Source organism: Gottfriedia sp. ABJ_BB2_2 (genome assembly GCF_055484705.1).
Genome location: NZ_JBVFKR010000014.1, coordinates 49,778 through 65,810, shown reverse-complemented (window position 1 = coordinate 65,810; position 16,033 = coordinate 49,778). Strand labels below are relative to the sequence as shown.

General features: G+C 33.4%; 14 protein-coding genes. 11 read left to right on the top strand and 3 right to left on the bottom strand.

From position 1 onward, the window contains the following. The first annotated feature begins 145 nt into the window (after positions 1 to 145). The 10 genes from ACX6U0_RS19980 to ACX6U0_RS19935 all read left to right on the top strand — a co-directional run bounded on the left by ACX6U0_RS19980 (position 146) and on the right by ACX6U0_RS19935 (position 12,154). Positions 146 to 4,228, top strand: a complete 4,083-nt coding sequence (locus ACX6U0_RS19980) for a phage tail tape measure protein (RefSeq protein WP_464961613.1) — start codon at positions 146 to 148, stop codon at positions 4,226 to 4,228. Between the two features lie 4 nt (positions 4,229 to 4,232). Beyond that, positions 4,233 to 5,129 carry a phage tail family protein gene (locus tag ACX6U0_RS19975; RefSeq protein ID WP_464961612.1) on the top strand — a complete coding sequence of 299 codons (897 nt, stop codon included), beginning with the start codon at positions 4,233 to 4,235 and terminating at the stop codon, positions 5,127 to 5,129. Between the two features lie 2 nt (positions 5,130 to 5,131). Then, positions 5,132 to 6,265: a siphovirus ReqiPepy6 Gp37-like family protein gene (locus tag ACX6U0_RS19970; RefSeq protein ID WP_464961611.1), complete on the top strand. Its 1,134-nt coding sequence runs from the start codon at positions 5,132 to 5,134 to the stop codon at positions 6,263 to 6,265. A 4-nt stretch (positions 6,266 to 6,269) separates the two neighbouring features. Beyond that, positions 6,270 to 7,781 (top strand): hypothetical protein, encoded by a 1,512-nt coding sequence (locus ACX6U0_RS19965; RefSeq protein WP_464961610.1) that lies wholly within the window; start codon positions 6,270 to 6,272, stop codon positions 7,779 to 7,781. 17 nt (positions 7,782 to 7,798) lie between these two features. Then, on the top strand, positions 7,799 to 9,151 hold the full coding sequence (locus ACX6U0_RS19960) for a hypothetical protein (RefSeq protein ID WP_464961609.1): 1,353 nt from the start codon (positions 7,799 to 7,801) through the stop codon (positions 9,149 to 9,151). A gap of 13 nt (positions 9,152 to 9,164) precedes the next feature. Continuing rightward, positions 9,165 to 9,470 (top strand): hypothetical protein, encoded by a 306-nt coding sequence (locus ACX6U0_RS19955; RefSeq protein ID WP_464961608.1) that lies wholly within the window; start codon positions 9,165 to 9,167, stop codon positions 9,468 to 9,470. Then, positions 9,470 to 9,607 (top strand): XkdX family protein, encoded by a 138-nt coding sequence (locus ACX6U0_RS19950; RefSeq protein WP_464961607.1) that lies wholly within the window; start codon positions 9,470 to 9,472, stop codon positions 9,605 to 9,607. Before ACX6U0_RS19955 ends, ACX6U0_RS19950 begins: the two co-directional genes overlap by 1 nt. 90 nt (positions 9,608 to 9,697) lie before the next feature. Then, positions 9,698 to 9,982, top strand: coding sequence for a hypothetical protein (locus ACX6U0_RS19945; protein ID WP_464961606.1), 285 nt, complete (start codon positions 9,698 to 9,700; stop codon positions 9,980 to 9,982). A gap of 159 nt (positions 9,983 to 10,141) precedes the next feature. Further along, positions 10,142 to 10,786, top strand: coding sequence for a M15 family metallopeptidase (locus tag ACX6U0_RS19940; protein ID WP_464961605.1), 645 nt, complete (start codon positions 10,142 to 10,144; stop codon positions 10,784 to 10,786). A gap of 648 nt (positions 10,787 to 11,434) precedes the next feature. Then, complete coding sequence (locus tag ACX6U0_RS19935; RefSeq protein ID WP_464961604.1) at positions 11,435 to 12,154, top strand: geobacillin-26 family protein; 720 nt, start codon at positions 11,435 to 11,437, stop codon at positions 12,152 to 12,154. Positions 12,155 to 12,195: 41 nt separating this feature from the next. Here ACX6U0_RS19935 and ACX6U0_RS19930 read toward each other — a convergent pair whose 3' ends face one another. The 3 genes from ACX6U0_RS19930 to ACX6U0_RS19920 all read right to left on the bottom strand — a co-directional run bounded on the left by ACX6U0_RS19930 (position 12,196) and on the right by ACX6U0_RS19920 (position 14,452). Further along, a complete protein-coding gene (locus ACX6U0_RS19930) occupies positions 12,196 to 12,351 on the bottom strand; it encodes a hypothetical protein (RefSeq protein ID WP_464961603.1) in 156 nt (51 codons plus the stop codon). A 497-nt stretch (positions 12,352 to 12,848) separates the two neighbouring features. Beyond that, a complete protein-coding gene (locus ACX6U0_RS19925; RefSeq protein ID WP_464961602.1) occupies positions 12,849 to 13,181 on the bottom strand; it encodes a YolD-like family protein in 333 nt (110 codons plus the stop codon). Then, entirely contained in the window at positions 13,178 to 14,452 is a 1,275-nt protein-coding gene (locus ACX6U0_RS19920; protein WP_464961601.1) for a Y-family DNA polymerase, read from the bottom strand. The genes ACX6U0_RS19925 and ACX6U0_RS19920 overlap by 4 nt, the downstream gene beginning before the upstream one ends. 300 nt (positions 14,453 to 14,752) lie before the next feature. Here ACX6U0_RS19920 and ACX6U0_RS19915 point away from each other — a divergent pair, with 300 nt between their 5' ends. Continuing rightward, the gene (locus ACX6U0_RS19915; protein ID WP_464961600.1) at positions 14,753 to 15,751 is read left to right on the top strand and encodes a DNA/RNA non-specific endonuclease; all 999 of its coding nucleotides are present in this window, start codon (positions 14,753 to 14,755) and stop codon (positions 15,749 to 15,751) included. Positions 15,752 to 16,033 lie beyond the last annotated feature (282 nt).

Genomic DNA, 16,033 nt, shown 5'->3' with positions numbered 1-16,033 from the left:
ATATGTTCTTTACGTACTAACATACGGAATTGATAACGATACATTCTGGCATAAGCCAATTTGGACGGTGGAAAGGATTGTACAAGGAAAAATTGCGATGGATGCGTGGAAAAACAATCCAAAGTAATGAAAGGTAGGTGAGACTATGGCGAATAATTCCGAATCTAGAGTCACCTTCAGAGTCTTTAATGATCAGTTTAACAAAGCATTAAAAGAAATGAAAAATGAAAGTACAATTCTTCGTAAAGAATTTGAGTTACAACAGGAGCAATTAAAATTAAACGGTTCAGAAGCAGACAAGCTTCGAGCCAAAATAGATTATTTACAAAAAGCTCATCAAGTTGCTAGTCAAAAAGTAGCTGCAGCTCAAACTCAACTGGAAAGAGCTAAACAAGTTTATGGTGAAAATTCTAGAGAAGTCAAACGACTTCGCACAGTACTTTTAAATGCACAAATCCAAGAACAACGCTTTGCTAATGAAGTATCACAAGCGAATAACCAATTAAGAGAACAGAGTAATCGAGCAAAAAGAGCAGCCGATTCAATGAATGAAATAGGCGGAAATATGCAATCTGCAGGTCAAGATATTGCAGGTTCTTTTGGCATTGCAGCTGCAGGTATTGCTGCTGGTTTAGGAGTTGCAGTTAAAACGACAATGGACTTTGATGCTCAGCTTTCACGAGTAGGAGCAATAGCTGATGCAACGGATGAGGAGTTTAAAGCACTTCGTAAGTCAGCAATTGATTTAGGAGCAAGCACATCTAAATCTGCAACAGAAATCGCACAGGGTCAAGAATCATTAGCAGCATTAGGATTTACTGCAAATCAGATTGTAGGCGCAATGCCAGGAGTAATTTCTGCAGCAGAAGCCTCTGGGTCAGATATGGCGCAGACAGCCGAAGTAATGGCATCTACATTAAACATTTTTGGTTTAGAAGCATCAAAAGCCACAAAAGTAGCTGACATTTTAGCTAAGACTGCAAACATATCAGCTGCAGATTTAACGGATATGCAGTACGCCTTAAAATATGCAGGACCACCAGCAGCCGCACTTGGAGTTAGTCTTGAAGAATTATCTGCTTCAATCGGGATAATGACGAACGCTGGTATGCAAGGGGAACAGGCAGGAACAACACTTAGGTCTGCATTACTTTCATTATTAGATCCATCAAAAGAAAACTCCGAACTAATGGGGAAAATGAGCCTTAAAGTTCAAGATGCAAAGGGGAACTTTGTTGGATTAGCTCCATTAATTGAAAATCTTTCTAAGTCAATGAAAGGGCAAACTGATACACAAAAAGCAGCGACTCTTGCTAGTTTAGTAGGAAAAGAAGCAGTATCAGGTATGCTTTCTTTAATGGCAGCAGGTCCTGCGGAAATAGATAAGATGACTAAATCTCTTGAGAATAGTGGAGGCGCTTCGGCTAAAGCAGCTCAACAGATGAAAGATAACTTAAAAGGCAGCATAGATCAAATCATGGGATCGATTGAATCCTTTATGATTCGAATTGGTGATGCACTTACTCCTGTCCTTCAAAGAATAGCGGTAGCCGTTCAAAAATTAGCGGATTGGTTCAATAAACTTTCTCCAACAATGGTGAAATTTATAGCCATAGGGTCTGCTATAACTGCATTATTATTGGGGGTAGTCGCCGCCTTTGGGGTCATACTCATGGTAATAGGTGGAGCAATATCTGGCTTTGGCGCTTTAACAGGAGCGATTGCAGGAGCAGCTGGGGGTGCTGGTTTATTTAGTACAGTTATTGCTGCAATTACAGGTCCTATCGGAATAGCAGTAGCAGCTATTATTGGCTTAGTTGCTGTATTTGTTACCCTATATAAGAAAAACGAAGAGTTTAGAAATATTGTTCAAAATGTATGGAATCAAATTAAAGTCGTTATAAGCCAAGTTATGAACGTTATTACTCAAGTAATTCAAACAGCTATGAGTGTAGTTTTAGCTTTCATAACTCAAAAACTTACTCAAATAAAAGCCTTTTGGAGTCAAAATGGCGAGCAAATTAAACAAGCAGCACAAAATGTTTGGAGTTTTATTTCTAAAGTGATCCAGGTTGCCATGAACACGATCGGCGTAATTATGAAAGTCTTATGGCCCATTATAAAAGCATTAATTATTTCGACTTGGGATGCAGTTAAAGGTGTTATTGATGGTGCTTTAAAAATTATTTTAGGATTAATAAAAACATTTTCAGCATTGTTTACAGGAGATTGGAAAGGCGTATGGCAAGGAATTAAAACGATTTTAAGTGGATCAGTGCAATTCATTTGGAACTTAATTAACTTGATGTTCATTGGTAAAATTCTAGGCGGTGTAAAAGCACTTGGAATAGGTTTAGTAAGATCAGTTGGTGGCATGTGGTCCGGTATTACAGAGCTATTCTCGACATCCATTTCGGGTGTTACAAATATCTTTGTAAAAGGGTTTAATTATCTTAAAACCATTGTAAGTCAGCCAATTACAACCATTATAAACATTGTAACTAAAGGATTCGGAGCTTTAAAAGCAGCAATATCTACTGCTATGAATGCAGTGAAAACTGCAATTGTTAATGGTTGGAACAAGTCCGTAAGTTTCTTGAAAGAAATTGATCTAAGGGAGATAGGAAAAAACCTTATCGAAGGTCTAATTAAAGGTGTTACGTCAATGATTGGTGCTTTACAGGAAAAAGTAAAGCAAACGGCAAGCAATGTACTTAATACGTTTAAGAAGGTTTTTGATACACATTCTCCTTCAAAAGAGACTGAAAAAATCGGTCAATATGTAAGCCAAGGTTTATCTAAAGGTATTGATAAAGATAGCAAAAAAGCTGAAGCTTCAGCAAGAAGAGCTGCAGCAAATGCCAAAAAAGCATTTGAAGAAGGATTTAGAAATATTGATTATAGACTCGATGCAAAGAAAATTAATGCTAATGAGGCAATTAAAGAGCTTGAGAGATTAAAAGAGAAATATAAAACTGTACCAAATGCCATTGCAAAAGTAAATAAAGCTATCTATGAAATAAATCAGAAACATCAAAAGCAGCTTGAAGAATTAAGAGAAAAAGCATTTGAAAAAGAGAAGTCGTTTATTGAGGCTAAAAAGTACTATAATCAACTTTCATTAACACAAGAGTTAGCAGTATTACAAAAGAACATGGCTCATTACAAAAAGGGTTCAGAGGAAAGAATTTATTACGAGCGTGAGGTCTATCGTGTTAAGCAAGAGATTAATCAAAAGATAATCTCTATTAACGATGAATACGCTCAAAAAATCTCAGAAACTAATCAAAAGCTAATCGATGAAGAGAAGAGATTGACTGATGAATATAACAATGCTGTAGCTGATCGTACAAAGGCGTTGTATAGTTTTAAAGGTTTGTTTGATGAAGTATCACTTAATACAGAAATAACAGGTCAACAATTAGTAGATAACCTTCAGTCTCAAGTTACGACTTTCATAGATTGGCAGAAAAATATTGAAGAACTTTCTAATAAGAATTTAGATGTTGGATTAATTGATGAGTTAAGAGCAATGGGACCTAATGCAGCTGCAGAAATTGCAGCATTAAATAACTTATCATTAACGGAACTTCAAAGATACTCTGATTTATGGAAACAGAAAAATACATTAGCAAAAGAACAAGCAATGTTAGAACTAGAAGGTATGAAGAATGACACTAAAACAAAAATCTCTGAACTTAGGGAACAAACATCAATTGAACTAGAAAAGTATAAAAACGAATGGATGAGCAAGATTAAAGAAATTCGTAAAGGTACAACTGATCAATTGAACATGAAAGACAGCCTTAAAACAATTGGTACAAATACAATTCAAGGTTTAATTGAAGGTATGAATAGTATGGTTGGTCCTTTGATGGCGCAAGCACAGGCAATCGCAAATGCAGTTTCTGGAACAATTAAAAAGGCATTAGATATCCATTCACCTTCAAGGGTACTTGAATGGATGGGGAAAATGACAGGAGCAGGACTTCAAAAAGGTATGAAAAGCTCAATTAGTGGGATTAAGTCAATGGCCCAACAAATGGCTGATGCGGTAATACCACAAGTTAGAATATACAACGATAATAAATCGCCTATGGGTGGTAATGGTATTCAAAAAATTGAACAACACATTGAAATTCATAGTCCTACACCATTGTCACCTTCTGAAACAGCAAGGCAAAATCAAATGGTACTAGAACGACTTGCATTTCAGTTTAGGGGGTGAGCAGTTGCGTACCAAAGAAGTAACATGTACTAATCAAAACGGTGATCAAATTATCATTGCTCCTACTAGTTTTTATAAGCTTCAAGAAGATATAGATACGACTGGAATAAAAGCATCAGTAACATATGCAAATAACTTTCAAACCCAAGGAGAGACACCTGTTTCTACTCGATTAGAGAAAAGAAACTTGTCTCTTTTATTTTATATTGACGTTGAAGATCGTAGTGAAGAATGGATTCAAGAGCGAAGGGATGAACTCTTTAGAGTGTTTAATCCCTTATTTAATCCAATTCGAATTGAAATTAGTACTGAACTTAGAAATGTATTTATTGATGCACATGTGGAATTATCACCTTCAATGTCTCCAAGTGATGAAACAGTCAATGAATATTGGCACGATGTGCTAGTTCAATTTACTGCAGGTAATCCTTACTTTCAAGATATTATACAACAGAAAGTAGAAATTGCAGTTTGGGAGCCAATGTTGGAATTTGAATTAGAAGTAACTGAAGCAAATAAAATAGAAGCTGGCAGAAGAACTTCGTCTTTAATTGTTAACGTGCTTAATAATGGACAAGTACCTACTGGAATGCTAATAAAATTTAAAGCAATTGGAACTGCAGCTAATCCATCTTTATTTAACGTAAATACCCGTGAACAATTCAAAGTTAATAAAGTATTAACAGCTGGTGAAGTGATTACTATCAATACTAATCAGGGTAAAAAGAGAGTCGAATCTAAATTGAACGGTATTACTACAAATATCTTCAATCAAATGGACTATCAAAGCAAATTCATGCAGCTTGCGCCAGGTGATAATTTATTTAGATACAATGCTGATAGTAACGTTGAAAATATTGAAGTAAGCATATATTTTACACCTCAATATTTGGGGGTTTAACAATGAACATTTATGTTTTTAATGAGAATTTTGAAATGCAAGGAATTATTGATACTTTCATATCCCTTATTTGGCGTAGAGAATACTACAAGGCTGGAACATTTGAGTTACATCTAAATTTACCAGACGAACCAGACGATGATCGTAAAGCAGCAACAATTATTGCTCTACTACAAAAAAGAAATATTTTGGTGAAAGAGGATAGTCTTGATGAAGCTGTTTATATTGATGATATAAACCTTGATGAACAAGATAAGGAAACACTTGTTGTATCTGGTTATTTTATTGAAAACTTTATTGAAAGAAGAATCGTATGGGGACAACAAAGTGTAGTAGGTAATGTAGACCTAGTAATGAAATACTTTGTAGACAAAAACGCAGTAAATCCGGATGAACCTAAACGAGTTCTTCCAAATTTAGAAATAGCACCAATTACGAATATCCCAATATCTGCAAACGAATTACATTCATATAGAAATTTGGCTGAATTAATAGAGGAACTAGCATTAAAATACGATGTTGGTTGGAGAATGTACTTTGATATGACAAAACGAAAGTATATATTCGATGTTTTTGAGGGTCGCGATTTATCTATTAATCAAATTTTTAATCCTCAAGCGATATTTGCACTTGAATATGAAAATGTTCTTAACCAGTCATTAAAGGACAGCGAAAGAAACTTTCGTAACACTGCATTAATTGGTGGACAAGGTGAAGGTATCGATAGAAAATTAGCAACTATCAATAATAGTGCGATTGGATATGATCGATATGAACTATTTGTAGATGCAAGGGAAATTTCTAACACACTTCAAAATGAAGATGGGACAGAAACTCCATTAACTGATGGACAATATGAAACATTATTATTGGAAAAAGGAAATAGTAGCCTTGCTGAATCTCAAAGAATATTAACCTTTCAATCCGGAATAACCGTTAACTCAAATTTAACTTATAAAATGGACTTTGACCTAGGGGATATTGTCACAATTAAAAATGATCGTTGGGGTGTACTACTAAACACTAGAATCACGACAATTGAAGAGGTTTATGAAAATGACCTTCTTGATATTCGAGTTAATTTTGGTAATAACATCCCAACAATTATCGATAAAATCAAGCAAAGAACGAGGTGATTAAATGGAAAAGTCTTTTATATTCAATAGTATTAATGGCGATCGTAAATATAAAGCTGAGGACTTTGTAAACTATTTTAGTAAATTTATAACAAATGGAGTCTTTCCTAATATTGCTTCTAACTTACAAGTAGTAGCAAATGGAACAGACATGACAATAAAACTAAAAGCAGGTGCTGCTTGGATTAACGGACGAATGTATGAGAACACCGATGATCTAACGTTACCTATAGAAGTGGCAGACGGTACATTAAATCGTATTGACCGAGTTGTAATACAACTAAACTATGCAAACAGGGAAATTCTAGCAAAGGTAAAAAAAGGCGTTTTTGGTAGTTCTCCAGTTGCTCCTATAGTTCAACGTGATGCAGATATCTATGAATTAGCAGTTGCAGAAATTATGGTTAATAAAGGAATTACTTCAGTCACTCAAACATTAGTAACAGATTTAAGATTAAATACGAGTGTTTGTGGGATAGTAAACAGTTTATTACAGGCTGACACTACTGCTATATTTAATCAGTTTCAGGACTGGTTCAATGCTACAAAAGAATTAAGTGAATCTGAAATAGACAATTTTATGAGTGCAATTCAACAAGAATTCAATAATTGGTTTGACAGTATAAAGGGGCAACTAGAAGGTGATGTCGCTGCTAATTTAGCTGCTCAGATAGGCGCACATAAAGCGGATTATGTTAAACATCCAGGAACAGCAACAACTGTAAATTCTGGAAATGCATATTCTATAACACTTAATCCAGCACCTACTTCTTATGTTGATAAAATGTGCGTGGTAGTTACAATTAACGCTAGTTCAAATGGAGCAGCTACTATCAATGTAAATGGATTAGGTGTAAAAGCTGTTAAAAATGATGATGGTACAGATTTCACCGAATTTAAAAAAGACGGGATATACACACTTCGTTATAACGCATCAACTGGAAATTTTATATTACAGGGTAAAGGTGGTGGATTAACTGCTTCGGATAAAACAAGTCTCATAAATGCTGTTAATGCTTTAGAGACTGAATCTAGTACGATTTTAACGGATAATGTTAATTTAATAAAAGCTGCAATCGTAGCTAAAGGCGGTACGCTTCCGGCTAGTCCGTCTTTAAACGATATTAAAATAGCAATAGATAATATCACATCATGGGATAGTGATTTGATAGCTGCTAATATTAAATTAGGCGTTAACATTTTAGGGATTGTTGGTACTCTACCAGTTGGTAAACAGTATACAACGTTGACTCAAAATAACACAACGCAGTTTAATAATTCAGCAAGTCAAAGTTTTATATTTACTTTACCATTTACACCAAAAACAGTCGTTAGTAAGCGATATGGTTGGACTTATGTTGATGGTTCAATGGTTACTAGTCCTGGATCTGGTGATAATTTTTACGTACAATCAATGACTGTTAGTGGCACTACTGTTACGGTTGTTTTAGCTAATGTTTCTGGTTCTTCGTACGCCCCTGGTACATTCCCATTGACAATATATGCTTACGAGTAAGAGGGGAGTGAAATATAATGACGTTAAATAACAATAGTACAATTCAAGAAATTATAAGTGTAATCAATAATAATCCAACAGTTCACAAAGATGGTCGTGCATCAATTAAAAATGCTCTTGTTGCTAGGGGGAATATTGTTCCTGATGCAAATGGGGATGGTGACCCAACGTATCAAGAACTAGTTTCGGCTATTAATGGTTCTTTAGGTCCTGGTTCTAAGTTGAGTTATAAAAAGCTTACACCTAGTGTAAAACCCGTATATGAACATATGGATAGTCAGTCATATTTAAATTTAAAATTCCTAAATTACGATAAGTATACTCAACAATTTGTCATGATTAGGAAAGATTATAACCAAAATAATGTATATATTTATGTATATGATAAATATTTAACTCTAATAAAATCGGTTACTGTTAGTCTTAGTAGTTATAGTTATCAAGCTGAAATAGCATTCTATCGAAATAATCGATTCTATGTAGTTACCGATGGTGGCTCTCAATTTGGTGCGAGAACGGAAGTGTTTAGCGATGACGGGTTAACTAGACTCACAACTCTAACAAATGCTGGAGCAAGAATATGTGCTATAGCTAAGTATCCAATACAATATATAGGATCCTCTATTCAATATTTTAGTACAGCAGATAGTCTAGTTTACATATTTGATTTTTCGTTGAACAATCCGACTTTACGCTTCACACCACCATTCAGTATGAGTATTGCAAGTGGTGGGGGATATTATCAATATATCGAAGCTCTGCAACTGCACTGTTTTACGGATTTTGCTAGTGCATATTTTAGAGTTTATAGTAGCGATTTCAGCTTAGTATTCAATGGTGGAACTAATGTTTATACTGCTATTAGAGATTCTAGATTTCCATTTTATCATACTGAGACTGATGCTATATATGGTATGTACAGTTGGTCTAATGGTAATTACTATTGGATTTATTGGGTTAAGATTAGTAAAACAACGTATCAAGTGATATCCTCTGTTGCACTAGTTCAACAAGTAGGAAGTTCTGCTATGGATAGTACCTATCACTCACAAGGGAGTACGATACCCAAATATTATAGTGGTTCTAAAAAATATTATACTTATTTAAGTGGATTAGGTAGAGTATTTGCTTTTGGTGTAAATAATGATGGAACGATAAAAGGGTTTGAAACGGGGACACCAAAAGATGTATCCTATTTATTGAATCCTGCCAATGTAGAAGCCATAAATTATGTAGATTATCCAGAAAAGAACTTAGTAGCAATGGGGATACCGCAGTATTACGATGAAACCATAATGATGTTTATCAACAACGATACGACTAAGTCTGTCACAAACAAAACATATCATACAGAGTATACCATTAAATAATTGGAGGTTATTTATGATTTATATTGAGTTAACACCAGATCAAGAACATATTGCTCTAACGCATTATGCACCATTTGACAAGGTACATGGGTTGGGTAGGACTAGAGAAGAATTAGAGAAAACTGGTATTTTAGTAAGTGAACTTCCGTCTATCGAAGACCAAGAAGGAAAAGTGCCAACTTTAAGATATAATAAAGAAACAAAAGCGTTTTACTACGAGTATACTGACCGTCCTTTAACTTTAACTGAAGAGATTCTACAACTAAAGTCTGAAAATGCTCAAATGTTATATGCTCTGATGATGGGAGGACTTATTTAATGCTTACTTTTGAAAAAATTAATGGTTATTATGTAAACGGTCTATGGACTAAAGAAATGGTAGCTAATGCAGTAGTAAAGAGTAAAATTACTACAGAACAATATCAAGAAATTACAGGTGAACCATATCATATTTAATTAGTACAAATAGATAACTTTAGGGAAAATGAACACAACACCACAATTATGTAGGTGTATTTTTTATGTCTAAAAACCAAGGAGACGTTAATGAAGATAGATATCGGTGTATTAATTGCAGTTTGTGGCTTAATTTTAAGCTATTTAATGCTTCAGTTTAATAAGCAAAAAGAATCTAAAATTGACACTCAACAAGATGCAAGCATCAAGACAAGACTCGACTACATTAGTAAAGGGGTAGACGATATTAGAATAGATCAAAAGGCAAACGAAAAACAATTACTAGCTCACGGAGAAAGAATTACTAGACTAGAAGAATCACAAAAATCTTCTCATAAACGTTTAGATAATATCGAAAAGGAGTCTAAATCATGAACTTCAAATTTGAACATTCTTCTTACTTCACAATCTTATCGGTGCTCACAGCATCGCTTTTTATATTTAGAGATAATCCCGAATTGGTTAACTTAATTTTAGGTGCTTTCATTGGAGCGTTTACTAAAGGAAATTTAGATAAGAGAGGAGATAATAACAATGGTTGATATAAAGAAAACATGTAGAGATATTAACGAGCTTTTACCAGTTGCACAAAAAGCATGCAGATTATTTCTTGAAGAATGTAAGAAAGCTAAAATCGATATTTTTATTTCAGAAACTTACAGATCACAAGAAAGACAAAATTATCTTTATGAACAAGGGAGAACACTACCAGGAGATAAAATAACTTGGACAAAATCAAGTAACCATACTGGACGATTAGCTTGGGATATTGCGGTAAATCCTCCTAAATCTTTATATGATGAGGCAACTTTAAATAAAGCTGGGGAAATTGCTAGGAAATTAAATATTACATGGGGCGGTACATGGGAAAAAGATAAGACCGATAAACCTCATTTTGAAGTAAGTAATAATTGGATTGCACCTAAACTTACGAATATAGTTTCTAAGCCTAATAAGGTTACATTATCCATTGCAACAGACATAGTTCCATATCCAGGCAAGGCTTTAAAATTCGGTAGTAAAGGTAGAGATGTAGAACGAATTCAAAGAGCTATAAAAGCGACAGTTACAGGTGTTTTTGATGTAAAAACTAAAGAAGCGGTTATTGATTATCAAAAACTTAAAGATTTAGTTTCAGACGGAATTGTGGGTCAAATAACTTGGAGTATGTTATTTTAAAAAAAGCCCTGTGTCCAAGGTTGTTCTGACCCAAAAAAGTTAGACAAAAAAGTTAGGCAGCTTCTAGAACCTGAGTTCGGTATCTACTGGACTTAGGACTTTAAAAAATATTGTAAATTCATAACTTAATAGTTTTGACTACTAAAGTTTAACTAAAGGCTTTCCCATTCTATATGCAGAACATTATTCAAAATAAAGAGAAGTAAAGAGTAAAAGTTTTTCTACAATTCCTTATTATATCAGTGACGTATAAGAAACTGTATAAAATGAGAAAAAAGCCATTCCCTTTTAGTTCAAGGAATTGGCTTTTTTAACTTTCTCTAACAATGTTTATGTAAACTAGATTTATATGTGATATACATGAGAAATTCAAAGCGATTAAATTCAATTATATGTGAAGAAGTAACAATGCATAAAATTTGGAATTTGTAAATTGGGAAAATTTTACAACGTTTTAAAACGGGCATATATTACTAAAAGGGTTTATTTTTCTATGTTTGAAGCGTTTTTGGGTTCATTTTTCATATCTATTTTTTTGTTTTTTACGACAAAAACGCTCATTTTTTTCCCAATACACATATTAATTTTACTATGATAGCATTCTATTATACCGGTATAAATTAATAATGAAAAAAAGGGGAAGTTTTAATGAAAAAGAAAATAACAATCACTTCTGCGATGGCTGCAACAATTTTATTTAGTTCAATAACACCAACTATTCAAGCACTTGCTGATACTAAAGAACCTTCTTCAGAAGTTACTATTCAAAATGATAATGTACAGGCAAAAACATTAAAAGATAATAAATATTTAAAAGAAGTTGAAACTAGGGATGATAAAAATATTTACCGTTCTACTTTTAATAAACAAACAAATAGTATTGAAATTAAAACGTTAGATTTAAATGGAACTCTATTAAACACAGAAACATTTAATAATCCAACAACTAATTCGAATGTCCAAATGGCAGCTGCATCGAGTACTCCTATTGCCCAAAAAGTACCTTACGATAATTATTACTACCGCATTTATAGTTATAATTCTACTTTTATTTGGTTAATTCAAATATTTAATAAAGCTGCTTTAAACCCTACAGAAAATTCAAAAACGAGTGGACCATTAAAAGAATTCAAATCTTCTGTAGATGCGTTTTCTGCTAATAAAAACCAATTAGTTGCAAAAGTTGGCGGAGGTATTTTAACTGCGATCGCAGCTTTATGGTTAACACCAGACCTTACTTTTACAAAATTTGCGGCTCTTTTATTATCAGCAGGTGCTGGAATATATGCTTACTCAGAAGGAAAAGCAGTTTTTGATGCATATACAGATTCTAAACTTGCTTACCAAGCTGTAAAAAACGCTATGTAACAAAAAAAAGACTATCATTAGATAGTCTTTTTTTTGTTTATTCAAAGAATAATTCTCCATAAAAATGATAAAGGATACCCAAACGCTACTATAAACACACCCGTAATAACCCATCTATATTTTTGATTTTTTAGTTTTAAGTTTAAAACAATTAAACCTATTAAAAATAAAAGTGTTACTCCATACGTTTCAATCATATTTTTCTCCTTTTTACTCTTGGATTTTAAATTTTATGCATTTCGAATATAATTACCATTTCTTTCCTAATATATATATCATAGAACGTTTGATTTCAAATGTATATACTTTACATTATATATTTAAGTTAATATGCGATTTTAAATAAAAGTAATTAGGTCTATGTGATAATTTAGGAAGATAGAATCTAATCATCTGTTAGCGATAAAGCGATTATAGATATAAGTTAATTAATGCTATCCACTTTATTAAATCACATTGAATAATATCTATGATCATTTTTATTGCCGATAAGCGTATTTATGTAATCTAAATCTTAGTATTGATTCTTCAATTTCACTTGCGGTAGTTACTTAAGTTTTTAAAGTCGATTTCCAATCGTGGAAGTCGACCTTTTTTAATCCTCTATATTGAACGGTATAAAAACTTTATTGTATTGTTAACCAGGTACAGATTAATTGGTTATACCGGATAGTTCGAAGTTAAATTCGAGTCATTAAAGCTTATAAACATCAGCAATAATATTAAGTGGAAGTAAGTAATTAATTTCCTTTAAATGGATTATTCCACTGATTGCATCAATCTTTTTAATTTTGCCAACCTTAGTCTCATATCTTCCATTTTTCCAATAATCAAATGCAATTTCTTCATCATTTTCAATTGCCTCTGAAATTATAAAGTTAATCCTTTCCTGTTCTGTTTCATCAAGAATTGGTTTAGGTACTTTATTTTGGTCATCGATAATATTCCTAACTCCAGCAAATTGTTGAGGAATACTTGCAAAAGGCTGCCATTTAATAATCCCACGTCCCATACTTCTCTGTGTCACGCTAAATGACCTCCAATTTTATTATTATTTGCTCGAATTGTACTGTGAGCAGTAAAGCTACAAGCTCTTAATAAGCTATTTTTACCGTACTTTCGCCTAATTGAGTCCATAGCTCCAGTGAGTTTCTGGTCTTTTTGTTTCTTTATTGGATCAGTAAAAAATGAAATTTGTTCTGATTCAACATTTACAAAGTTTTTTAAGGCAATTGATATCGTTCGTATTGGTTCTTTGTTATAACATTGTTCAAGTATATTAAGACATACTATATAGAAATCCTTAGTTAGATTCGTTGGTTCTTCAATTGTAACTGACTTTGAAAAGCCTCCAATACCAGAGCTGTACCCAATACCAAAATGGATTGTTCTAGCTTGATGATTGTTACTTCTTAATCGATAACAAACTTCTTCTAATTGTTCTAGGATTAAAGTTTTAATCTCATGTGATTGATAGTCACGTAATAACACCTGACTTTTACCAATGCTCTTATCTTTTGGTTTATAATTCTTCATCTCTCCGATTTTTGAAAAATCTATTCCGTTGGAATGTAGGTGTAGTTCTGTTCCCATTACATTCCCAAATTGCTTAATTAAAACCTCTTTTGGGTAACAAGCTAATTCTCCTATAGTTGAAATTCCTAAACGATTTAATTTTTGTTCTGTTTTTTTTGCAATACCCCAGAATTTACTAAGGGGATTAATTTTCCACATTTTTTTCTCCACATCTTCAAATGACCACATTGCAATTCCGCTTGGAGATTTTTTTGCTTCTACGTCCATACATATTTTAGACATTAACAAATTTGGTCCGATGCCAATAGAACAAGAAAGACCAAAGTGTTCATAAATATCCTCTTTGATAGCATGTGCAAGTTCTAAAGGAGTTTTTTTATGCAGTTTTTCATATCCCTTCATGGAGAAGGCGAATTCATCTATGGAGTACTGCATGAAATCGCAGGGGGCGACGTATTTACTTAACATTAACTTAGTGATTTCATTTGATATTTTTACGTACAAGCCCATAGACGGATTTACGATATAAACGTCCTTCTGTCTTAATATTTCAAAATTACGACTTCCTGTTTTGATGCCTAACTTTTTCATTTCCGGTGTTGAAGCTAAGACCACCGAACCCTCTCTCTTTGTATCACCTACCACAGCTAATTTTGTTGTTAAAGGATCTAAACCCATTAAAATACAACTAATTGAAGCATAGAAAGACTTCATATCTATAAAAAATATCAAGTCATTAGGAAAGGTTGAACCGTCATACATATTTAAAACCTACCTTAAAATAGAATGTTTGTTCGTGAATAATTAAATTATAATACATATTATACACAAACACTTGTTCTTGTATACATGAATTTCATTAAAATGTAACAGTGTTTTAGAATGTTTGTTCTGTTTTGATTAGTAGATTATTTTTAAAATTCTCCTTATTGAGCTAAATGGCAGGATAGTTGCATATGGATTCAATACCAACGATAGATATATTCCAACAAAAGATTAAAATGTGTTATCGTTTAAATATGATTTGTCTAGAGGAGCAACATGAGAAAGGTGTGCAGAAGTGTGAACAAAAGAATATTTTTGATTTTATTTACTGTGATTTTACTATCTGTATTTGTGGGTTGTGGAAAAATCTCTGAACAGACTTCGTCAAAAAATGTGCAATCCCCAACCAGAACGGCTTCTAAGACTGTTGAAACCAATAAGAGTACATCCGCCGATGACACAGAAAAACCAACGAGTGAAAGTGAACCCAACAAAAGAGTACCAGCATCTAGCACTTTAAAGACAACAGGTAGAACGGACGGGTTTGATGACAGCAAATATACACTAATTGTAGTAGATGGCGGAGATATGTCAGGTTATAGAAAGCCGAGTGTCAGAGTTGATATCGGGTTTGGCGATAGGAAATATTGGGCTTTTACAAATGAATACGGACAGCTAATTCGTGTTGAGGCAAAAAATATAATACTCCAAAGCCCGAATACTGAACACGTTTTATCGTCTGGAAGATACTATTCAGATGAAGCAAAGGTTCCCGGTACAGAGAGACAAGAATTAGATGAAGGACATGTGATTGCTGACTCACTTGGGGGAGTATCTAACGCATATAACATTACTCCTCAAGACAGCATTCTTAATAGGCACGGCGATCAAGCCTATATGGAAAAAGTGATTCGAGATGCAGGTGGTTGTACAGATTTCGTAGCAGTGATTCAATATCCAAATACTCAGACGCAAATTCCTAACCATTATAAATTCACATACAAAATTCAGGGCAGATCCATTACAGATGAATTTGACAATGTAAACCCAGATGAAGTGAACAAAAATTTAAGGAAAACGACAGGTACGAGCAGTACGCCACCGAAAACAGATAATCTACCTGTAAACGAAACGGAAAATAGTAATGAAGATGTTAGTAAAGTTGATACCAATCATAACGGAAGTGTTACGATAGCTGAAGCTAAAGCTGCTGGCTTTAAAATGCCAATTAAGCGAAATTCATGGCTCTATAAATATATGGATGATCGAGATGGTGATGGCTTAGTAGGTGAATAAATGGGGGGATACGGCGATTCTTTTCTTCTTATTGAAGTAACGGAGCAGGTTTGTTCAATAAGAAATCACAAAGGGAATGAGCATTTTACTGTAAAATATGATTAGACTTAATGTTCTAATAAAAAAATTATACAAAAAAGGTGATGTACATTAGTTGAATTGTGTTCAACAGTAAAAAATTACGGCCTAACAGTTGCTTTATAATACCGATAAATAGGAATTTATCTGAAATGATTAAGTAAAAATAATGATGAGAATTGAGCTTCTGACAAGGAGGAGATA